Consider the following 20,075-nt stretch of genomic DNA (forward strand, 5'->3'; position numbering starts at 1 on the left):
GTAGGCCCTATGCGATCCGTCGAACGCAAATCTGATATCGGGGCGTTTCATTAGTTCATTCCTGCTGCGTTCGCAGTAATTCGCGTCGATAAGGCGTGCTGGCGGGCCGGGCGCGCTGCCCGGCGATACGTCTGGCCGTCAGTACACATCCTTGTTGAACAGCAGCGCCGGAACGGTGCGCAGGAGGATGTAGATGTCGAACCAGACCGACCAGCGTTCGATGTAGTCGAGGTCGTACTCGACGCGCTTCTCGATCTTTTCCAGGGTGTCGGTTTCACCGCGATAGCCGTTGATCTGCGCCCAGCCGGTGATGCCCGGTTTGACCCGATGGCGCGCTGAGTATTCGGACACGGCATCTTCGAACAGCACGCCGGCAGCCTTGGTGGCGGTGGCGTGTGGCCGGGGGCCGACCATCGACATGCTGCCGAGGAACACGTTGAGCAGCTGTGGCAGCTCGTCCAGGCTGGTCTTGCGGATGAAGCGTCCGACGCGGGTGATGCGGTCGTCGCCACGGGTAGTCTGGCGATCGGCGTTGGCGTCCGATTTCTCGTGATACATCGAGCGGAACTTGAATACTTCGATCAGCCGATTGTTGTAGCCATAACGCTTCTGGCGGAACAGGACCGGGCCAGGCGAGTCGAGCTTGATCGCCAGCGCGACGAGCAGCATCAGCGGGGCGGCAGCCAACAGCGCCAGGCTCGACAGGACGATGTCTTCGATGCGCTTGAACATCGGCGACCAGCCGCGAAGCGGAATATCCGAGGCGATCAGCGTCGGCAGACCGCCGACTTCGGTGATGCGCTTGTTGGCATGGCGGAAGGCGACCATGTCCGGCACCAGCAGGACATTGACCGGCAGCTTGCGCAGTTCGTCGATCACCTGGCCGATGCGGCTGTCGGCGAACCAGGGCAGCGCGACCAGCACCTGGGTGACTTTTTCCTCGCGGATCATCTGTTCCAGATCGCGGGTGTTGCCCAGCAGAGGCAGCTCGGCCAGGGTCTTGGGCAAGCGCTCCAGGCGGTCGTCGATGAAGCCCATGACGCCGGTGCGAATGTCGCGATGGTTGGCCAGGTATTCGGCAACGCGGATGCCGTTGTCGGTGCCACCCAGGATCACTGCGTTCTGCAGGAACACGCCCTTGGCCATCAGCCGGCGAAACAGCGACAGCATCATCAGCCGCTCGGCGCCGAACAGCACGGTGCTGGTGGCGAACCAGAAAACCAGGTGTTTGGCTTCGAGGTAGCTGAACATGCCCAGGCCCTGATGCATGAAGACCAGCAGGCTGAAGGCCGCGGCCCAGGCCACCAGCATGGCGCGAAAGCGCAGCAGGGTGCTGAAGACTTCCTCGTTGTAGATGCCGACCGAGTGGAAGATGACGACGCTGATCACGCCGAAGAAGACCAGGAAGGTACTGAAGGTGCCGCCGCCTGCCGGCAGGTTCCATGGCATGAACATCAGCAGCAGGAAGCCGGGCAGTACGGCCGTCAATCCATGGATCAGGCGCACGCTGGCGAGGAAGTAACCGACGAAACTGGGATGGGCGTATTCAAGGGTTCCAACGGACTGTAAGCGCATACAAGGCTCCTTCCTACGGCTATTGCTAGCTCAACTCGATTTGATCGCCGCTATCCGCGGTTTTGATGGCAGGCCGCTATCGCAGCCTTCAACCAGACAAATCCTCCGACCCTGCCCCGAGAAATGAGTTCATTGCCGGTCGTCAAAGTGCTGTAAAAATGGCGGAGGATTAAATGCGCTTATTAACCAATTGATTTGTATGGTTTTATTTGTTGTTGCGATGAGATCGAATTGACGGTCGGCTCGATGATTCGGACCAGCGGTTGCTGTGCGAATCGAGCGGGTTAAGTCGTTCCAGAGCGCCTCTCCTATCGTTCGTGACTGCGCCAGAGCTTGCGCAATAGAGGCGGGCCAGGCGCCGCGAAACGCCGCCTGGCAGCTGCCAAGACTTTTCCCGCTTGGGCGCGGTCTCAACAGCCGAATCTGAAAGGGAAGCGATGCTCATGACGGAAACCGGTGCTCTATTGATCCTGCACGGCAAACAGGCGCTCAACGAAGAAGTACGGGCGGCGGTGGCCCGTTGGCGTGAAGCCGGAAAGGAACTGGCGGTACGGGTCACCTGGGAGGCCGGCGATGCACAGCGCCTGGTGTCCGAGGCGCTCGCCGCCGGCTATCGAACGCTGATTGCCGGTGGTGGCGACGGTACCCTGCAGGAGGTGGCGAAGGCACTGCTGGACAGCGGAGCCCAAGCCGATCTGGCGATCATGCCGCTGGGGACCGCCAATGACTTCGCACGCGCCGCCGGTATTCCTCTTGAACCCTATGAAGCCCTCATGTTGCTGGAACAGCCAGCGGTGGCGGTGGATGTCGGCGAGATGGACGGCCAGCCTTTTCTCAACATGGCCACCGGCGGCTTCGGCTCCAAGGTCACCGCCAATACCTCGGAAGAACTCAAGCGAATGCTCGGCGGTGGCGCCTACCTGCTGACCGGGTTGAGTCGCTTCGCCGAGCTAGGTTCGGCACGCGGTCGGTTTCACGGGCCGGGCTTCTCCTGGGAGGGTGAATTTCTGGCGCTGGGCATCGGCAACGGGCGCCGGGCCGGCGGAGGGCAGGAATTGTGTCCGCATGCGCTGGTGGACGACGGCCTGCTGGACGTCTGCATCGTTCCGGCAGCGGAAGATACGGTTGGAACCCTGGGCACGCTGCTCAGCGGTGGTCTGCTCGGTGTCGACACCGTGGCGGTGACTACTCGCCTGGCCTGGCTGGAAGTCGAGGCGCCAGAAGTCATCGATATCAATCTCGATGGCGAACCGGCTGCGACACAGAAGATGCGCTTCGCCGCGCGCCCCAAGGCGCTTCGCCTGCATCTGCCCGCTGATTGCCCGATGCTGAGTGGCGTGCCTGATCGTTGAGTCGGTGAGACGCGTGCTCCGCTTACATGTACGAATTCCGTTGGGAGGCGAGCCCCTTGTGTGGGCGCGCCCTCGCAGCGAATGCAGGCCGGAGACCTGCCAGCAAAGCCAAGAGCTGCGCGCCGAGGGCGGCGCTCTCCCATGTAGGAGCCAGCTTGCTGGCGAAGCTTTACGCTTGAATCGCGAGCAAGCTCGCTCCTACAGATCGGGCTCGTCCTGTGGCGCTTCAGCTGCGGAGGGCACAGTTTCATTCTGCAAGGGCTCCCTCGACATTTAGTTTGCTCTGCCCGATAAAGGACCCATGGTTGCTGCCGATATCCCGGTATTCGTCATTCACAAGGAGCCGCTATGGCCAGCATGCTTGATTCGGTCGACCAACGTACCCGGTTGGTAGGGCAGAATCGCCTGGAAATCCTGATGTTCGGCCTCTCGGGCCGGCAAAAATTCGCCATCAACGTGTTCAAGGTGCAGGAAGTCGTTCAACTGCCGAAGATGACCCTGATGCCGCACCGCCATCCTTCGGTCTGTGGCGTGGTGAATCTGCGTGGGCAGACGCTGCCGGTGATCGACCTGTCGCGCGCCATCGGGCTGCGGCCGCTGGTACCGGATGAGCGCAGCACCATCATCGTGACCGAGTACAACCGTTCGGTTCAGGCGTTCCTGGTGGGCGGCGTCGACCGCATCCTCAACCTCAACTGGGAGGAGGTGCTGCCGCCACCCAGCACGGCCGGTCGCCAGCACTACCTCACCGCCATCACCAAGGTGGACGAGCAACTGGTGGAAGTCATCGACGTGGAGAAGGTGCTGGCCGAAATCGTCCCCTACGACACCAGTATCTCTGCCGAAACCCTGGCCGATCCGATCCTCGAACGCGCCCGTGGTCGCGAAGTGCTCTGCGTCGACGACTCGGTCGTTGCGCTGGCGCAGCTGCGCGAAACCCTGAGCCAGCTGGATATCACTGTGCATACCGCGAGCGACGGGCTGAAAGGGCTGAACCGGCTCAAGGCCTGGGCCGACGCCGGTGAGGTGCTGACCGACCGCCTGCTGATGGTGTTCACCGATGCCGAGATGCCGGAAATGGACGGCTATCGGCTGACCACCGAGATACGCAACGACCCGCGCCTGAAGGACCTCTACGTGGTGCTGCATACCTCGCTTTCGGGCAGCTTCAACCTGGCGATGGTGCAGAAGGTCGGTTGCGACAACTTCCTGTCCAAGTTCCAGCCGGAAAAACTGGTCGATGTGATTCGCGATCGTCTGCTACAAGACGAATCCAACTGAGCCGAAGTCGAGCACGCCATGCATCTTTCCGCACTGTATCGCTATCCCCTCAAGTCCGGTGCTGGTGAGCGACTCGACCAGGGCTGGTGTGGACCGCTCGGGTTGCATGGCGACCGCCGCTGGATGGCGGTCGATGCGGCTTCGGGCCGCTTCCTGACGCAGCGCGCGCTGCCGAGGATGGCATTGTTGCAGCTGCGTTGGCAGGACGAGAGGGCGGTGCGATTGACCGCCCCTGGAATGCCCGAACTGGAGGTCGAGGTGCCTGAACCCTCGGCGCCATTGCGTGGGACCTTCATCTGGCGCGAAGCGTTGCGCGTACCGGACTGTGGCGATCGTGCGGCCGAATGGCTGAGCCGCTTCCTCGGCCGCGAGACCCGCCTGGTATATCTGCCGGAATCCGAGGCCATCCAGATCGACCGGGAATTCGCCGCGGATGGTGAGCGCACGGCCTTCACCGATGGCTTTCCGTTTCTGCTGATCGGCCAGTCGTCGCTGGACGATCTGTGCGTGAGAATCGGCAGGCCACTGGAGATGCTGCGTTTCCGGCCGAGCCTGGTGGTCGCCGGCAGCGCGCCTTATGCCGAGGACAGCTGGAAGCGTATCCGCATCGGCACCATCGATTTTCGCGTGGTCAAGCCCTGTTCGCGTTGCGCGATTCCCACCATCGATCCTTCCAGCGCCGAGCGCAGCCCCGATCAGGAGCCGCTGGCGACACTGTTGCGCTATCGCCGGGACAAGGATGGCGTGTTCTTCGGCCAGAACCTGATTGCCGAAAGCACCGGTACCCTGGACGAAGGCATGCCGGTCGAAGTGCTGGAGTGACCGGCGCGCCTCCTCTCATTGCATCTCGAAGTAGCGTTCGTGCCACTCCACCAGCGGCTGTGGTGCGTTGAGCTTCTGGCCGTAGATCACCGAATACGCCAGCACGTTCTGCACGTACTGACGCGTTTCATCGAACGGGATGTTCTCCACCCAGACGTCGAAGGAAAGGTGCCGGGCATCGCGCAGCCACTGGCGAACCCGCCCCGGGCCGGCGTTGTACGCAGCGGAGGCGAGCACGCGGTTGCCGTTGAACTGGGCGTAGATCTGGCTGAGATAGGCCGCGCCCAGCTGCACGTTCACACCGGGATTAAGCAGCTGTTGCTGTGACGAAAAGGGAATATTGAAACGCTTGGCGGTTTCCTTGGCTGTGGCGGGCATCAGCTGCATCAGGCCGGTGGCGCCCACATGGGAGCGTGCGTCGGCCATGAAGGCGCTTTCCTGGCGAGTCACGGCGAATACCCAGCTGGGGTGGAGGTCACGTGCCTTGGCGGCGCTGACCAGGCTGTTGCGGTGCGCCATGGGAAAGCGGATGTCCAGGTCGTCCCAGTACTTCGCCTGGCTGATGGTGCGAATCGCCGGGAAATACCACTCCATCTCGTAAGCCAGCTGTGCCTGGGCGACCAGTTCGTCGCGGCTGAACAGGCGGCTGACGTGGTACCACTCGCGGCGCCCGTCGACGATCTGGCCTCGTGCGTGAAACTCCATCGCGCGGCGGATGCCCGCCGTGTTGCGCACCTTCTGCATTACCCGCGGGGCGATCGCCAGCGGCTGGTGATTGAGTCGGTAGGGTGCCTGAATGCGATCGGCGGACAGAAAACCGTAGAAGTCGCGCTCCGCCGCCACCGATTGGTAGAGCTGCGCTGCTTTCTCGCTCTTGGGCTGGGCGAGCTGCAGGCTGCGTGCCTGCCAGTAGCGCCAGCGGCTGCTGCTGGCCAGCTCCTCGGGAAAGCGCTGGGTCAGCGCATGGGCTTCGTCCCAGCGACCCAGGCGCAACAGCAGCCGGGCGCGCCATTCGCTGACCGTGTTGTCGCGCAACTGCGGATCGTAGTCCGCCATCACCTGCAGTGCGCGGGCATCGGCACGCTTGGCGAAGGTCAGGCCGATCTGCCGGGCGATCGCGACTTTCTCGTCATCGGAAAACGACATCCGTCTGGCGTAGCTCTCCAGCAGCCCGAGCGCCTGCTCGGGGTCCTGGCGGGCGAGTCGGCGCAGGCCAACGGCAACGATATCGCCCATGGTCGAAGTGGCGGGCGCGAAGCGCGCGGGGTTGCTCAGCATCTGCGGCTTCTGGGCGACGTCGACCAGCAGTTCGCCCTGGGACTTCAATGTGGGCAGGTTCTTCGCCAGGAAGCTGGCCAACCCGTAATTGCCGCTTTCGACGGCAAGCTTGGTCCGTTGCCAGCGCAGTTCTTCGCTGAGCTGGCCCGCTGCCGTCCAGCGCTCGAACAGCGGATCACAGGCCTCATGCTGGGATTTGCCGACCAGCCAGAGGCGCTCGGCGGTGGCGTAGCCCTGCTGCGGATAGCCGTTTTCCAGTTGATAGCGGCCAAACAGACAGTCCAGTTCGGTGAAATTCATGGCCGGATCGTAGTGCTCGACGAAGGGCTTCCAGTCGCCCCGGGCAGCCAGCAGGCGCAGCCAGCGCAATTTCATCCAGCTGGCTTGGGGCAGATCGCCGTGTTCGGCGAGAAATTTCTCCACCTCGGCGTTGCTGGCGGTCTTGAGCCGTGCCGTCAGGTCGTCGTAAGCCAGATAGGGCTCGAGTGGGTAATCGCGCAGCGCATTGGCATATCGGCGATACGGGCCGCTGTCGCCACGAGCCAGCGCCTGCTTGGCTTCGTCATAGTACTGACGCTGCTGGGCGAGGCTGGCGGCTTGGGCGGTTTGGACGGCAAAGGCAGTGAACAGGAAGCAGAAACAGATACTGGAGAGTCGACCGCGCATGAGACTTCCGAAAACGGGAGGCAGAGAAATTCTGCGGCTAGCTTAGCCCGGCCAATCGGCCAGTTAAACGAGGATTCGCGACTTGAAACAAACAAAGCGAATCTTCCGACGAGCGTAGCTTCGGCAGGGCGGCGAGCACGTGAAGAGGCAGCATTAACCATTGTGAAGCGGGTATCGGATCGGGCCGGATAGTCAGGTCTTTTTCAGGCCGGCAGGTAGTTTCCGCACAGCCTGCTAGAATGCGCGCCCTGTTTCCCGGAGGTAGCCATGACCCTGCTCAAATTGACCGATGTGTCCCTCGCCTATGGCGCTCATCCCTTGCTCGATGGCGTGTCCTGGCAGATTGCGCGAGGTGAGCGGGTTTGCATCATCGGCCGTAATGGCACCGGCAAGTCCAGCATGCTGAGCCTGGTCAAGGGCAGCCAGTTGCCCGACGACGGGGATATCTGGCGTGCGCCAGGACTGAAGATCGGCGAATTGCCACAGGAATTGCCCCGGGCCGACGATCGTACCGTGTTCGACGTGGTAGCCGAGGGGCTGGATGGGGTCGGGCAACTGCTTGCCGAGTATCACCACCTGAGTCAGAACATCCGCGACGATGCCGATCTGGACAAGCTCATGCACGTTCAGCAAGCGCTCGAAGCCAAGGATGGTTGGCGCCTGCAGCAACTGGTGGACAGCACCCTGAGCCGGCTGCAACTGCCGGCCGACAAGACGCTCGCCGAGCTGTCCGGCGGCTGGCGGCGGCGCGTGCTGCTGGCCCAGGCGCTGGTTTCGGAACCGGACCTGCTGCTGCTGGACGAGCCGACCAACCACCTGGACATCGGTGCCATCGCCTGGCTCGAGGAGGCGCTGACCGGCTTCAACGGCGCCGTATTGTTCATCACCCACGACCGTGCATTCCTGCAGAACCTGGCCACACGCATTCTGGAGCTGGACCGCGGCTATCTGATCGACTGGAACGGCGACTACGCCAGCTTTCTGGTGCACAAGGAGCAGCAGATGGCGGCCGAGGAAACCGCCAACGCGCTGTTCGACAAGAAGCTGGCCCAGGAAGAAGTGTGGATTCGCCAGGGCATCAAGGCCCGTCGCACCCGCAACGAAGGCCGCGTGAGGGCGTTGAAGGCCCTGCGTGCCGAGCGCAGCGAGCGTCGGGAAAAGCAGGGCAGGGCGACTTTCCAGGTGGAAACGGCGGAAAAGTCCGGCAAGCAGGTGATCGTAGCCGAGCACGTGACCTTCGCTCACGCGGGTGGCGAGCCGCTGGTGCGTGACTTCTCGTTGGTTATCCAGCGCGGCGACCGCATCGGTCTGCTGGGGGCCAACGGTACCGGCAAGACCACGCTGCTCAAGCTGCTGCTCGGTGAGCTGCAACCGAGCAGCGGCAGGGTCGAGGCTGGCACCCGGCTGGAAGTGGCGTATTTCGACCAGCTGCGTCACCAGCTCGAACTGGAAAAGACCGTGGTCGACAACGTCGCCGAGGGCCGTGACTTCATCACCATCGATGGCCAGAACCGGCATGTGCTGAGCTATCTGGGGGACTTCCTGTTCAGCCCGCAACGCGCCCGGACACCTGTGAAGGCGCTGTCTGGCGGTGAGCGGGCACGGTTGTTGCTGGCCAAGCTGTTCAGCAAACCCGCCAACCTGCTGGTGCTCGACGAACCCACCAATGACCTGGACGTGGAGACGCTCGAACTGCTCGAAGAAGTGCTGCTCGGCTTCCCGGGAACGGTATTGATGGTCAGCCACGACCGGGCGTTCCTGGACAACGTGGTGACCAGCACCCTGGTGTTCGAAGGCAACGGCCTGGTGCGTGAATATGTCGGCGGTTATCAGGACTGGCTGCGTCAGGGCGGCTCGGCAAAGCTGCTCGGTGTTGCCGATGCCAAGGAAACCAAGGTGGAAGCTGCACCGACCAAGCCGGTGGAGGCGCCTGCATTGGCCGAGCCGGCAGCGCCGAAGAAGAAGCTCAGCTACAAGCTGCAGCGAGAACTCGAAGCGCTGCCCGGAAAAATAGACGCAGTCGAAAAAAACATCGCGGCGTTGCAAGCGGAAATTGCGCAGCCGGCGTTCTATCAGCAGACTGCCGCGGTTACTGGCGAAACGATATCGCGCCTGGAATCGCTGCAGCAGGAGCTCGATCAGTTGCTGGAGCGTTGGGCCGAGTTGGAGGAGTAGGCGAAAGGCCCGTCTCGGGCTGATTGCTACCGGTGGGTGCGAGAGTTGCTGGAAGGGAAGAGCCGATATCGAACTGCCGGGCTATGACTTGGCAGGCGTCCTCCTGAGATGGATCAATACGACCCGGGTGGACGCGTAGTCTGATGTCGGCATCAACAGTCATGCTGGAGTGTTAATGGCTATCGAATATCGCATCACCCTGGACGATGAGCATGAGTTCAGCTACCGGATCGAGCTGGACCGTGCCTTTGATCACGAAGGTGCCGCACAGGCACCGAAGTGGACCCGGCTGGAATACCAGCAATGCAACAATTGCCCCCTCAGCCGCGATCAGTTCAGCCACTGCCCGGCGGCGGTCGATCTGCACCGCGTGATCGAGGATTTTCAGGGTTTGCCCGCGGTGAAGAAGGCCCAGGTCTGGGTACGCACGCCGGAGCGTGAGTACAACAAGCTGGTCGGCCTCGACGAAGGCCTGCGGGCGCTGCTGGGGGTGATCATGGCGACCAGTGCCTGCCCGTTGCTCAGCCGGCTCAAGCCCATGGCCAAGCAGCATCTGCCGTTCGCCAACAATCATGAGTTCGTGCTGCGCACGGTGTCGCTGTACCTGGCGCGGCAGTATTTCAACCTGCGTGAAGGGCGCCATGCCGACTGGGAACTGCGTGGGCTGGTGCGTTCGTTCCAGCAACTGCAACTGGTCAATCAGGCGTTCTGGCAGCGTATTCACGGCACCTGCCACGCCGACTCGAACCTCAAGGCCTTCCTGACGTTCTTCTCGATGGCATCCAGCCTGACCTGTTCGCTGGAGACCCAACTGCAGAAAATTCGCCCGCTGGTAATGAGCGCGGGCGAAGAGCGGGAAATAGCCTGAACCAGGAATTCTCGATTCCTCCCTCTCCCTCAGGGGGAGAGGGCTGGGGTGAGGGGCGCTTTTACATAGCGCCTCCAAACTGACTCGGGAACGCTAAAGCCCGTTCAAACAGGCCCCGGCACCGGTTCCAGCATCGAATCCGTTACTCCGGTTTTGCCAGGCGCACGGCCAGTACATCGCAAGGTGCACCGTGCAGGATGTCGTTCGCGGTCGATCCGAGTAGCAAGGCCAGGCCATGGCGACCATGGCTGCCCACGACGATCAGGTCGCAACCCTGTTCACGGGCCAGACGGTGTACCTCCTGACGAGGCTGGCCGTAGGCGAGGTGGCGCTGTTCGCTGGTCAGACCGGGATACTGATCGGCAAAACCATCCATACGCTCGCGAGCCTGGTCGAACTGCTGTTGCTGCAGCAGCGACAGATCCATGGGCACGTCGCCACCGAACGCCATGGCCATGGGTTCGATGATATGCACCAGGGCCAGCCTGGCTCCGCTGGCGGCGGCCAGCGCCTGCGCCCGTGCGACGACCGGATGACATTCACTGGTCAGGTCGATGGCGACCAGAATGTGCTGGTAGGTCATGATGACTCTCCTGGAGGTTATCGGTTGGATAAGTATGGCTTCTTGCCGAGCCTGCGTAAGGGATGAAGCTGTAACCGGATGAGATTTATACGGCGTCGATCGAGCGATGACCAGCGCCGGCTCACCAGCGACTGCCGGGAAATGGCCGGTGACTGCTATCATGGCCGTCGTTGTCGCCGGTGACTCGGCCGGTTTGCCAAGAGATCGTCATGTTGATATTTGCCAATGATTACCTGCTCGCCTGGGCTGCCTACGGATTTGCGGCGCTGGGTTGCCTGCTGGTGTGGTTTCGGATCACCCGTCCGCTGTGGCGTGCCCTGCGCGAGCCCTTGCGGCTGATCGTCGCGGTGTTGCTGCTGAGCCCGACCATCGTCGATCCCGCCAGGGAGCTGTTCGCACCCTCGATTGCCATCACTGCGCTGGACTTGCTGTTCAAGGTAGGCACCAATGCCTGGCGGGCCGTGGCGGACCTGGCCCTCTACGGGCTGATTGCGTTTGCACTCTATGCGCTGCTGGTCGCGATCCGCTGGCCCATCGAGCGCCGTATCCGCCAGCGTCGCGCGCAAGCGGTCGATGAAGACACACGTACGTTGCGTGAACGGCTCCGGGATGACGAGGACGATGATGAGTACCCATCCGTTCGCTACCCCAGCAGAATCGAACCGCGGCTGTAGCCGTTCCAGGCCGTCCGGGGCTGCCATGTGCCACCAAGATGCGAGGGATATAGAGCATGTGTGAGCTGCTCGGCATGAGCGCCAACGTACCGACCGACATTCACTTCAGCTTCACCGGGCTGATGCAGCGCGGTGGGCGGACCGGGCCGCACAAGGATGGCTGGGGTATCGCCTTCTACGAGGGCCGCGGGCTGCGCCTGTTCCAGGACCCGGTGGCCAGCTGCGAGTCGGAAGTGGCGAAGATGCTCCAGCGCTATCTGATCAAGAGCGAAGTGGTGATCGGCCATATCCGCCATGCCAATGTCGGCAAGGTGGCGCTGGTCAATACCCATCCCTTCGTCCGCGAACTCTGGGGACAGCACTGGTGCTTCGCCCATAACGGCCAGCTCGCCGATTTCAGTCCGGCACGGGGGTTCTACCAGCCGGTGGGCGATACCGACAGCGAAGCCGCCTTCTGCGATCTGCTCAACCGCGTGCGCACTGATTTTCCCGAACGCGTCGATGCCGAGGACCTGCTGCCGCGCCTGCTCGAGGCCTGCGCCGGCTATCGTGCTCGGGGCGTGTTCAACTGCCTGCTGAGCAACGGCGAGTGGTTGTTCAGTTTCTGCTCGACCAAGCTGGCGCAGATCACCCGCCGTGCACCCTTCGGACCCGCGCAATTGAAGGATGCCGACCTGACGGTTGATTTTCAGGCTGAAACGACGCCTGACGATGTGGTGACCGTGCTCGCCACCGAGCCATTGACCGATAACGAGGAATGGATCGTTCATCAGCCCGGCGAATGGACCTTGTGGCGCCTGGGTGAATGCGTTGCCCGCGGGCAGGTGGAAACATGCTGAGAAGCTATCTGCGGCTGACCCTGTTCGCCCTGGGGCTGCTGGTTGGCGTGCAGGTGCCAGGCTTCATCGAGGCCTATGCCCAGCACGTCGAGGCGCGCCGACTGGAGGCGCAGCAGGGGCTGCAGGGCTTCCAGGAAACCGCTCGGCGTTTCTTTCATGGCGACCTCGATGTGCTGGTGGAGCATTACCGCACCAGCGAAGACCCGGTCTTCCAGAGTGATGCACAAAGCGTGAGTGTGCTGGTCGAGCGTGCCCGTCTGCTCGAGCGCGAATGGCAGGCCATGCAGCGACCCTGGTACGCACGGGCATGGCACGTGGCATTCGCCGGGGAGCCCCGCCTGCGTGGCGAAGTATGGAGCGGCTACCGCTTCCAGGTACTGCTGGCGCCGGAGGCCATCGCCTGGGGCATCGGCTGCGCGCTGGCGCTGGCCTGGTTGGTGGAAAGCCTGCTGCTGGCGTTGAATTATCCGTTTCGCTCGAAGCGGCGGCATGGGCGCAGGCTGTATCGCTAAGTTCAGCCGCCAGTTAGCATTCAAGTTGCCGACGACCAGTTCTGCTGGCCGTGCGGCTTGATTTTAATCGTTCAGTTCCTGCGGATGAGCGTCTCGAACTTCGAGGCGTCCAGATGTTTGCCGAAACGACTGAAGGCCTGGCTGACCTTTGAATCGGACATCAGTCCGGTCATAGCAACTTGTCCCAGAACCTCGAACCCTTTCTGCATGGCGCTGACACCTTCGTATTGAAGCGCGTTCTGCGTCTGCTCCAGACAATCTCCGGTCAGCAAACGCTCAAACAGCATGGCGATCGAATAATCCATCTGCTCACGCTGTGCGGACGTTACGCTGGAAATATCGGAAACTGATGGATGCTCGCTGGCAGTGGCGAACACCCACCGTATGAGCTCGGTTTTGTCGGTCGATGTCGTTGCGCCGACCAGGCAACGGCTGAGGTCGTCGGCATAGATACCAGCGTGCGCGCTGGAAAGCATCCCCAAGGAAAGGGCGAAAGTGAGAATTGGTTTTACTTTCATGAAAGCGGCTCCAGACTGAGTTCTGGAACGCGTGGCACGGCTATCCATTTCGGGTTCCCTCCCTCGTTTATGAAAGGCGTTACTTTGCCAGAAAACGCATGCCTTCTTCCAGCCCGCTCAGGGTCAGCGGATACATGCGGTCTTCCACCAGTTCGCGGATGATGCCGGTGGAAGTCGTATAGCCCCAGGTGTCCTTGGGATAGGGGTTGATCCAGATGAGCTTCTTGTACTTCTCCATGAAGCGTTGCATCCAGACGTAGCCGGCTTCCTCGTTCCAGTGCTCAACGCTGCCGCCCGGCTGGGTGACTTCATAGGGCGCCATCGCCGCGTCGCCGACGAACACCACCTTGTAGTCCGGGCCGTACTTGTGCAGCAAATCGAGCGTCGAGGTGCGCTCGGAGGTGCGGCGGAAATTGTTCTTCCACACCGATTCGTAGATGAAGTTGTGGAAGTAGAAGTATTCCAGGTGCTTGAACTCGGTCTTGCAGGCCGAGAACAGTTCCTCGCAGACCTTGACGTGGGCGTCCATCGAGCCGCCGATGTCGAACAGGATCAGCAGCTTCACCGCGTTGCGCCGCTCGGGGCGCATCTGGATGTTGAGCAGGCCGGCATCGCGGGCGGTGTGGTCGATGGTGCCGTCGATGTCCAGCTCGTCCGCGGCGCCCTGGCGGGCGAACTTGCGCAGGCGGCGCAGGGCGACCTTGATGTTGCGCGTACCCAGTTCGACCTGGTCGTCGAGGTTCTTGTATTCGCGCTGGTCCCAGACCTTCACCGCGCGGCCCTGGCGCTTGCCGGCATCGCCGATGCGAATGCCCTCGGGGTTGTAGCCGCCGGAACCGAACGGGCTGGTGCCGCCGGTGCCGATCCACTTGTTGCCGCCGGCGTGGCGTTCCTTCTGTTCTTCCAGGCGTTTCTTGAATTCCTCGATCAGCTTGTCGAGGCCGCCCAGGGACTGGATCTGCGCGCGCTCCTCGTCGCTCAGGCTGCGCTCGAACTCCTTGCGCAGCCATTCCTCGGGAATCAGCGCCTCCAGATGCTGGTCGAGGCTCTGCAGGCCATTGAAGTAGGCGCCGAAGGCCCGGTCGAACTTGTCGAAGTGGCGTTCGTCCTTGACCATCACGGTGCGCGCCAGATAGTAGAACTCGTCCATATCGGCGAATACCACGCGGTGCTTCAGCGCATCGATCAGGTCGAGCAGTTCGCGCACCGACACCGGTACCTTGGCGGCGCGCATTTCATTGAACAGGCCAAGCAGCATTGCAGAACCTCTGGGCGCGGCGATCAGCTGCTGCTGTCGCCCTGGTGTTCGGGAAGCCCGTCGCGAATTGCGTACCAGTCGGCCTTGGAGCCGACGAAGATGTGCGATTGCGGCGGTACGGGCAAGGGTGAGTCGAGCGTGCCCACGGCGACGCCGAGCTCATGCTCGCGGTTGTCGACGAACTGCAGGTTCGAGCCGCAGCGGATACAGAAGGTGCGCGTCACGTGTTCGGAGGAGTGGTAGACGCCGAGCTGGTCCTTGCCGGACATGAAGTGGAAGGCCTCCAGCGGCACGCTCGCGTAACTGGCGAACGCGGCGCCGTGGGCCTTGCGGCACATGCTGCAATGGCAATGGGTCAGTCCGTCGATGGGGGCGTCGATACGGTAGCGCACGACACCACACAGGCACTTGCCGGTGTAGGTTTGCATGGTTCTTCCCTCCAGTTACAGGCCGCTGTAAAACTACCTGCGTTGGCAATACTGCGTTAAAAACGACCTCAAAATGCTCATTTACACTAGTAAACTCCGCTTTTTCGGTCGTTTTTGCCTTGTCTTGCCTGCCTCGCCTACGTTTTTCAACGACCTGTCAGTGACGTGCCGGCTCCCAAACGGAACCGGCTGCAATCAGCGGCTGGCGCGGCGACTCATGAAGGCCAGGCGTTCGAGCAGCATCACGTCCTGCTCGTTCTTCACCAGGGCTCCGGCCAGCGGCGGAATCGCTCGCGTCGGGTCGCGCTCGCGGAGTACCGCTTCGCCGATGTCGTCCGCCATCAGCAGCTTCAACCAGTCGACCAGTTCCGAGGTGGAGGGTTTCTTCTTCAGGCCCGGAACCTTGCGCACGTCGAAAAAGACGTCGAGCGCTTCGCTGACCAGCGAGGGCTTGATGTTCGGGTAGTGCACGTCGACGATGCGCTGCAGCGTCTCGCGATCGGGGAAGGCGATGTAGTGGAAGAAGCAGCGGCGCAGGAAGGCGTCCGGCAGCTCCTTCTCGTTGTTGGAGGTGATGATGATGATCGGGCGCTGCCTGGCCTTGATGGTTTCGTTGGTCTCGTAGACGTAGAACTCCATCTTGTCGAGTTCCTGCAGCAGGTCGTTGGGGAACTCGATGTCGGCCTTGTCGATCTCGTCGATCAGCAGGATGACGCGCTCCTCGGCCTCGAAAGCCTCCCAGAGCTTGCCCTTCTTGATGTAGTTCTTCACGTCGTGGACCTTGTCCACGCCCAGCTGCGAGTCGCGCAGGCGGCTCACCGCATCGTATTCGTAGAGTCCCTGGTGGGCTTTGGTAGTGGACTTGATGTGCCAGGTGATCAGCTTGGCGCCGAAGGATTCCGCCAGTTGTTCGGCAAGCATGGTCTTGCCGGTGCCGGGTTCGCCCTTGACCAGCAGCGGGCGCTGCAGGGTGATCGCCGCATTGACCGCGAGCTTGAGGTCGTCGGTGGCGACGTAGGACTGGGTGCCTTCGAACTTCATCGGAAAATCCTCAAAGGGGTAAGCCGGACAAGGCCGGCTGGCAATCGAAAGGGGAGACTATACCGTGCGGTCGCCAAGCTGAGAACGTATGCGACCTATTCAGTCACTTGATGATGGCGCGTCCGGATATGGTCACGTGCTGGGTGCCTCGCTGTGCGGAACGAGCTGCCGCTCACTCCTCTTCCAGCTCGAGCGAGCGCTCGAAGCGTGCCGTAAAGGCCTGGACGAAGGCATTACGCAGGATCGCGATGAATGCCTGGAAAGGGCTGACGTCGGCACTGCGTGTACTTCCGGACAATTCGATCCGGGTGGCGAACTGATCCTTGCGCTGATTCTGCAGGACTTCCTCGGTTCCGCCGACCACGGCTTCCCAGAGGCCGCGGAAGAAGCCCTTGTCCTCGGCCTCGATGTCCTGCCTGAAGTTGAACACTTCCACGTTGTGCAGCAGCGGCTTGATGTACCCGCCCAGCTGACTGTCCTTGGCCTCCACTTCGAGCACCAGGTCGCCGGAGCCCTTGGCGAAATCGAAGCTGCCGTAGGCATTGCTGAAATCGTTGAGCTTGGTCAGGTCGAGGTCCGTCATGCGCAGGCTGACCTGGAAATTCTCCCAGTCGGTAAAGGGGTCGAAATGGGCGCGGGCTTCCATGGGCGCCTGGTTGAACAGCTTGGCGGTGCCCTCGAAGGTGGCGACCCGCTCGCCCTTGGCATCGGCGCTGTTGGTCAGGTTGTACAGGCTGGCGTCGACGGCGCTGGCATAGACATGCACGGGCGGCTCGGCAGTGAAATTGCGGAACGAAAGCTGACCGTCCACCACGCGGATCTCGTTGAGCGTGATGGGCAGCAGGGCTTCCAACTGGTCGCGCCAGTCCACGCCGTCGCCGGTCTGCGACTCGCCTCGCTCGCCACCATCGACGAAGTTCAGCTTCGGTTGTTCGAAGACCACCACGGCGACAACGGCCTGGTTTCGCCAGAGTTCACGCCAGCTCACGGCGATGTCGATCAGTGGCGCGTCGAGCAGCGGGGCCTGGACCTGCTTGTCCTTTTTCTCGATGAGCAGCCCATCCAACCGATAGGCGCCGCGCCACCACGCCAGGTCGACATCTGCGACCTGGCCTCGGTAATCGCCCATGTCGGCCATCTTGTCGTTCAGGTAGTTGCGCACCAGGTGGGGCAGGGCCGTGTGCAGCACGATCAGGAAGGCGGCCAGCGCAAGCAGAATCCACAGAGGCAGTCGGTAGCGGCTTTTCATCTCGTCCCGGTCCGTTCATGGCTTACTGGATGGACCCGAACCTGCGCGCGGGAGTTCGGCTGGACTAGGCACGCATCAGGGCATAGGCTCTGATTCTGTTTTTTTCTCATCGCAGGGACACATCATGAGCCGCATCTTTGCAGACAACGCACGCGCCATCGGCAACACGCCGCTGGTGATGATCAACCGCCTGGGTCCCAAGGGCGTGACCATCCTCGCCAAGATCGAAGGCCGCAACCCGGCGCATTCGGTGAAATGCCGGATCGGCGCGGGAATGATCTGGGATGCCGAGGAAAACGGCTCCCTCAAGCCGGGCATGACGCTGGTCGAACCCACCTCCGGCAATACCGGTATCGGCCTGGCGTTCGTGGCGGCGGCGCGGGGCTACAAGCTGATCCTGACCATGCCGTCTTCCATGAGCCTCGAGCGGCGCAAGGTATTGAGGGCGCTAGGCGCCGAGCTGGTGCTCACCGACCCGGCCAAGGGCATGAAGGGGGCGATCGAGAAGGCCAGCGAGATCGCGGCTTCGGACCCGAACCTGTACTACATGCCGCAGCAGTTCGAGAACCCGTCCAACCCGGCGATCCACGAGAAGACCACCGGGCCGGAAATCTGGAACGACACCGACGGCAGCATCGACGTGCTGGTCTCGGGTGTCGGCACCGGCGGCACCCTGACTGGCGTATCGCGCTACATCAAGCAGACCAAGGGCAAGCAGATCATCAGCGTGGCGGTCGAACCGACCGGTTCGCCGGTCATCAGCCAGACGCTGGCGGGCGATGAGGTCAAGCCCAGCCCGCACAAGATCCAGGGCATCGGCGCCGGCTTCGTGCCGAAGAATCTGGATCTCTCGCTGGTCGACCGGGTCGAGCTGGTCGACGACGAGGAAGCCAAGGCCATGGCTCTGCGCCTGATGCGGGAGGAGGGCATTCTCTGCGGGATTTCCGGCGGCGCCGCGATGGCCGCTGCCGTGCGCCTGGCCGAGCGTCCCGAGATGCAGGGGCGCAACATCGTGGTGATCCTGCCGGACTCGGGCGAGCGTTATCTGTCGACGATGCTCTTCGCGGACATCTTCGGCGAGCAGGAACTGCAGCAATAACGTCGCGGCCGGGCCCGCGTGTGCGGGTTCGGCCCTCTGGCATGCCCATGCTCGGGTTCCCATCGTGTGCAGGACGCCGTCATGATTCAGCAAGCGCCGGATACCGAGATCGCCCGAGAGATCCTGCTCGGCTTCGATGATTACCGCGAGCATTTCCGCTTGATCACCGAGGGCGCCAGGACCCGCTTCGAGCGGGCCCAGTGGCAGGAAATCCAGCAGGCCTCTGCGGCGCGCATCGCGCTATACGAACAGAAGGTGGGCGAGACCTGCCGACACCTGCGTGCGACTTTCCCCGAACAGACACTGTTGCGCGTGCAGTTCTGGCCGCAGATCAAGAGCGCCTACATCGAACTGATCGATCCACGCTTCGACGATGAACTGTCCGAGACCTGGTACAACTCGATCTTCTGCGGGCTGTTCAGCCATGACTGCATCAGCGACGAGACCATGTTCATCCACACCACTCGACCGCCGAGCCGGCACGAGCACGTGGCGCAGACGCGTCGTTATCGGCCGATGGGCGATCTGCGAGGCATGCTGGAAGGGATTCTCGATGATTATGCGTTCGACGTGCCCTACGCCGACCGAGGCGGCGATCTGCAGAAGCTCGAGGCACAGTTGCAGGCCTCGTTGCCTGATTGGGTGTGCAAGGACCCCGAGCTGACCGTCGAGCTGTTCGCTTCGGTGCTTTATCGCAACAAGGGTGCCTATCTGCTGGGGCGCCTTTTTACTCGCGACGAGCAATGGCCGCTGGTGATCCCGCTGTTGCATCTGGAAGGCACGGGCATCGTGGCCGATGCGCTGATCACGGATGAGGCGGAGGTGTCGATCATCTTCTCCTTCACCCGTTCCTATTTCATGGTCGAGGTGCCTATCCCGGCCGAATTCATCGCCTTCCTCCGGTGCATCCTGCCCGGCAAGCACATCGCCGAGCTCTACACGTCCATCGGCTTCTACAAGCAGGGCAAATCGGAATTCTACCGGGCGCTGATCAACCATCTGGCGACCACTGACGACCGTTTCGTCATGGCGCCCGGCGTACGCGGGATGGTGATGAGCGTGTTCACGCTGCCGGGCTTCAACACGGTGTTCAAGGTCATCAAGGATCGTTTCTCGCCCATCAAGAGCGTCAACCGGACGAACGTGGTGGAGAAGTATCGCCTGGTAAAGAACGTCGACCGGGTAGGGCGCATGGCCGATACCCAGGAATTCGCCGACTTCCGCTTTCCCACATCCAAGTTCGATCCCGAGTGCCTCGCCGAGCTGCTGGAGGTCGCACCTTCCACGGTGCAAGTGCAGGGCGATACCGTCCTGATCCGCCACAGCTGGACCGAGCGGCGCATGACGCCACTGAATATCTACCTCGAGCACGCCAGCGAGCAGCAAACGCGCGAAGTGCTGGAAGACTATGGCCTGGCCATCAAGCAGTTGGCGGCGGCGAACATCTTTCCCGGCGATATGCTGCTGAAGAACTTCGGCGTCACCCGCCACGGACGCGTGGTGTTCTACGACTACGACGAGATCTGCTTTCTCACCGAAGTGAACTTCCGTTACATACCCGAGCCGCGCTATCCCGAGGACGAGATGGCATCCGAGCCCTGGTATTCGGTGGGTCCCAACGATGTGTTTCCCGAGGAGTTTCCGCGCTTTCTGTTCGCCGATGTCCAGCAGCGGCGTCTGTTTGCCAAACTGCATGGCGAGCTGTACGACGCCAACTACTGGAAAGGGCTGCAGGACGCCATCCGCGAAGGCAAGGTGATCGACGTATTCCCGTATCGCCGACAGCGTGCCTGAGGATGCCGTTGCATTCGCGCTGAACGCCTGCCAGACGCGCGGGTCGCATTTCATAGGGCCAGA

18 protein-coding genes are annotated in these 20,075 nt (G+C 62.1%); 10 read left to right on the plus strand and 8 right to left on the minus strand.

The window, feature by feature from the left end; all coding sequences use genetic code 11:
* Positions 1-138: 138 nt before the first annotated feature.
* Complete coding sequence (locus EA795_RS12950; protein WP_014852543.1) at positions 139-1,575, minus strand: undecaprenyl-phosphate glucose phosphotransferase; 1,437 nt, start codon at positions 1,573-1,575, stop codon at positions 139-141.
* A 443-nt stretch (positions 1,576-2,018) separates the two neighbouring features.
* On the opposite strand from EA795_RS12950, the gene yegS reads away from it, so the two are divergent.
* The 3 genes from yegS to EA795_RS12965 all read left to right on the plus strand — a co-directional run bounded on the left by yegS (position 2,019) and on the right by EA795_RS12965 (position 5,030).
* Entirely contained in the window at positions 2,019-2,927 is a 909-nt protein-coding gene (yegS, locus tag EA795_RS12955) for a lipid kinase YegS (protein ID WP_014852544.1), read from the plus strand.
* 348 nt (positions 2,928-3,275) lie between these two features.
* Positions 3,276-4,208 (plus strand): chemotaxis protein CheV, encoded by a 933-nt coding sequence (locus EA795_RS12960; protein WP_014852545.1) that lies wholly within the window; start codon positions 3,276-3,278, stop codon positions 4,206-4,208.
* Between the two features lie 18 nt (positions 4,209-4,226).
* Positions 4,227-5,030, plus strand: a complete 804-nt coding sequence (locus tag EA795_RS12965) for an MOSC domain-containing protein (protein ID WP_122077730.1) — start codon at positions 4,227-4,229, stop codon at positions 5,028-5,030.
* A 15-nt stretch (positions 5,031-5,045) separates the two neighbouring features.
* Here the strand turns inward: EA795_RS12965 and EA795_RS12970 are convergent, their stop codons facing one another.
* On the minus strand, positions 5,046-6,974 hold the full coding sequence (locus EA795_RS12970; RefSeq protein WP_122077732.1) for a transglycosylase SLT domain-containing protein: 1,929 nt from the start codon (positions 6,972-6,974) through the stop codon (positions 5,046-5,048).
* Positions 6,975-7,241: 267 nt separating this feature from the next.
* Here EA795_RS12970 and EA795_RS12975 point away from each other — a divergent pair, with 267 nt between their 5' ends.
* The gene (locus EA795_RS12975; RefSeq protein ID WP_122077734.1) at positions 7,242-9,149 is read left to right on the plus strand and encodes an ATP-binding cassette domain-containing protein; all 1,908 of its coding nucleotides are present in this window, start codon (positions 7,242-7,244) and stop codon (positions 9,147-9,149) included.
* A 175-nt stretch (positions 9,150-9,324) separates the two neighbouring features.
* Complete coding sequence (locus EA795_RS12980) at positions 9,325-10,017, plus strand: DUF6901 family protein (protein WP_014852549.1); 693 nt, start codon at positions 9,325-9,327, stop codon at positions 10,015-10,017.
* 142 nt (positions 10,018-10,159) lie between these two features.
* On the opposite strand, the gene EA795_RS12985 is transcribed toward EA795_RS12980, so the two are convergent.
* The gene (locus tag EA795_RS12985; RefSeq protein WP_014852550.1) at positions 10,160-10,600 is read right to left on the minus strand and encodes a universal stress protein; all 441 of its coding nucleotides are present in this window, start codon (positions 10,598-10,600) and stop codon (positions 10,160-10,162) included.
* A gap of 209 nt (positions 10,601-10,809) precedes the next feature.
* Here EA795_RS12985 and EA795_RS12990 point away from each other — a divergent pair, with 209 nt between their 5' ends.
* From EA795_RS12990 to EA795_RS13000, 3 genes are read left to right on the plus strand one after another with little or no spacing between them, the layout of a single operon-like run.
* Positions 10,810-11,274, plus strand: a complete 465-nt coding sequence (locus EA795_RS12990) for a hypothetical protein (RefSeq protein WP_058077635.1) — start codon at positions 10,810-10,812, stop codon at positions 11,272-11,274.
* Positions 11,275-11,330: 56 nt separating this feature from the next.
* Positions 11,331-12,113, plus strand: a complete 783-nt coding sequence (locus EA795_RS12995) for a class II glutamine amidotransferase (protein ID WP_014852552.1) — start codon at positions 11,331-11,333, stop codon at positions 12,111-12,113.
* On the plus strand, positions 12,107-12,625 hold the full coding sequence (locus tag EA795_RS13000; protein ID WP_122077736.1) for a DUF2937 family protein: 519 nt from the start codon (positions 12,107-12,109) through the stop codon (positions 12,623-12,625). Before EA795_RS12995 ends, EA795_RS13000 begins: the two co-directional genes overlap by 7 nt.
* Before the next feature lie 71 nt (positions 12,626-12,696).
* On the opposite strand, the gene EA795_RS13005 is transcribed toward EA795_RS13000, so the two are convergent.
* The 5 genes from EA795_RS13005 to EA795_RS13025 all read right to left on the minus strand — a co-directional run bounded on the left by EA795_RS13005 (position 12,697) and on the right by EA795_RS13025 (position 17,119).
* The gene (locus EA795_RS13005) at positions 12,697-13,143 is read right to left on the minus strand and encodes a hypothetical protein (protein WP_058076007.1); all 447 of its coding nucleotides are present in this window, start codon (positions 13,141-13,143) and stop codon (positions 12,697-12,699) included.
* Between the two features lie 79 nt (positions 13,144-13,222).
* On the minus strand, positions 13,223-14,401 hold the full coding sequence (locus tag EA795_RS13010; protein WP_122077738.1) for a vWA domain-containing protein: 1,179 nt from the start codon (positions 14,399-14,401) through the stop codon (positions 13,223-13,225).
* A gap of 23 nt (positions 14,402-14,424) precedes the next feature.
* Positions 14,425-14,829 (minus strand): GFA family protein, encoded by a 405-nt coding sequence (locus tag EA795_RS13015; RefSeq protein WP_014852555.1) that lies wholly within the window; start codon positions 14,827-14,829, stop codon positions 14,425-14,427.
* A 195-nt stretch (positions 14,830-15,024) separates the two neighbouring features.
* Positions 15,025-15,870: an AAA family ATPase gene (locus EA795_RS13020; protein ID WP_014852556.1), complete on the minus strand. Its 846-nt coding sequence runs from the start codon at positions 15,868-15,870 to the stop codon at positions 15,025-15,027.
* A gap of 172 nt (positions 15,871-16,042) precedes the next feature.
* Positions 16,043-17,119 carry an AsmA family protein gene (locus EA795_RS13025; RefSeq protein WP_014852557.1) on the minus strand — a complete coding sequence of 359 codons (1,077 nt, stop codon included), beginning with the start codon at positions 17,117-17,119 and terminating at the stop codon, positions 16,043-16,045.
* Between the two features lie 124 nt (positions 17,120-17,243).
* On the opposite strand from EA795_RS13025, the gene cysK reads away from it, so the two are divergent.
* Positions 17,244-18,218: a cysteine synthase A gene (cysK, locus tag EA795_RS13030; RefSeq protein ID WP_122077740.1), complete on the plus strand. Its 975-nt coding sequence runs from the start codon at positions 17,244-17,246 to the stop codon at positions 18,216-18,218.
* A gap of 81 nt (positions 18,219-18,299) precedes the next feature.
* Positions 18,300-20,012 carry a bifunctional isocitrate dehydrogenase kinase/phosphatase gene (gene aceK, locus EA795_RS13035; protein ID WP_122077742.1) on the plus strand — a complete coding sequence of 571 codons (1,713 nt, stop codon included), beginning with the start codon at positions 18,300-18,302 and terminating at the stop codon, positions 20,010-20,012.
* Positions 20,013-20,075: the final 63 nt, after the last annotated feature.

This window comes from Stutzerimonas nitrititolerans, assembly GCF_003696285.1.
GTDB lineage: Bacteria > Pseudomonadota > Gammaproteobacteria > Pseudomonadales > Pseudomonadaceae > Stutzerimonas > Stutzerimonas nitrititolerans.

What these genes read in the sequence shown, in the direction of transcription:
- cysK (WP_122077740.1), top strand. Translation starts at nt 17,244, where the DNA reads ATGAGCCGCATCTTTGCAGACAACGCACGCGCCATCGGCAACACGCCG.
- EA795_RS12975 (WP_122077734.1), top strand. Translation starts at nt 7,242, where the DNA reads ATGACCCTGCTCAAATTGACCGATGTGTCCCTCGCCTATGGCGCTCAT.
- EA795_RS13015 (WP_014852555.1), bottom strand. Translation starts at nt 14,829, where the DNA reads ATGCAAACCTACACCGGCAAGTGCCTGTGTGGTGTCGTGCGCTACCGT.
- EA795_RS12970 (WP_122077732.1), bottom strand. Translation starts at nt 6,974, where the DNA reads ATGCGCGGTCGACTCTCCAGTATCTGTTTCTGCTTCCTGTTCACTGCC.
- EA795_RS13025 (WP_014852557.1), bottom strand. Translation starts at nt 17,119, where the DNA reads ATGAAAAGCCGCTACCGACTGCCTCTGTGGATTCTGCTTGCGCTGGCC.
- EA795_RS13000 (WP_122077736.1), top strand. Translation starts at nt 12,107, where the DNA reads ATGCTGAGAAGCTATCTGCGGCTGACCCTGTTCGCCCTGGGGCTGCTG.
- EA795_RS13020 (WP_014852556.1), bottom strand. Translation starts at nt 15,870, where the DNA reads ATGAAGTTCGAAGGCACCCAGTCCTACGTCGCCACCGACGACCTCAAG.
- EA795_RS12990 (WP_058077635.1), top strand. Translation starts at nt 10,810, where the DNA reads ATGTTGATATTTGCCAATGATTACCTGCTCGCCTGGGCTGCCTACGGA.
- EA795_RS13010 (WP_122077738.1), bottom strand. Translation starts at nt 14,401, where the DNA reads ATGCTGCTTGGCCTGTTCAATGAAATGCGCGCCGCCAAGGTACCGGTG.
- yegS (WP_014852544.1), top strand. Translation starts at nt 2,019, where the DNA reads ATGACGGAAACCGGTGCTCTATTGATCCTGCACGGCAAACAGGCGCTC.
- aceK (WP_122077742.1), top strand. Translation starts at nt 18,300, where the DNA reads ATGATTCAGCAAGCGCCGGATACCGAGATCGCCCGAGAGATCCTGCTC.
- EA795_RS13005 (WP_058076007.1), bottom strand. Translation starts at nt 13,143, where the DNA reads ATGAAAGTAAAACCAATTCTCACTTTCGCCCTTTCCTTGGGGATGCTT.
- EA795_RS12965 (WP_122077730.1), top strand. Translation starts at nt 4,227, where the DNA reads ATGCATCTTTCCGCACTGTATCGCTATCCCCTCAAGTCCGGTGCTGGT.
- EA795_RS12950 (WP_014852543.1), bottom strand. Translation starts at nt 1,575, where the DNA reads ATGCGCTTACAGTCCGTTGGAACCCTTGAATACGCCCATCCCAGTTTC.
- EA795_RS12985 (WP_014852550.1), bottom strand. Translation starts at nt 10,600, where the DNA reads ATGACCTACCAGCACATTCTGGTCGCCATCGACCTGACCAGTGAATGT.
- EA795_RS12960 (WP_014852545.1), top strand. Translation starts at nt 3,276, where the DNA reads ATGGCCAGCATGCTTGATTCGGTCGACCAACGTACCCGGTTGGTAGGG.
- EA795_RS12995 (WP_014852552.1), top strand. Translation starts at nt 11,331, where the DNA reads ATGTGTGAGCTGCTCGGCATGAGCGCCAACGTACCGACCGACATTCAC.
- EA795_RS12980 (WP_014852549.1), top strand. Translation starts at nt 9,325, where the DNA reads ATGGCTATCGAATATCGCATCACCCTGGACGATGAGCATGAGTTCAGC.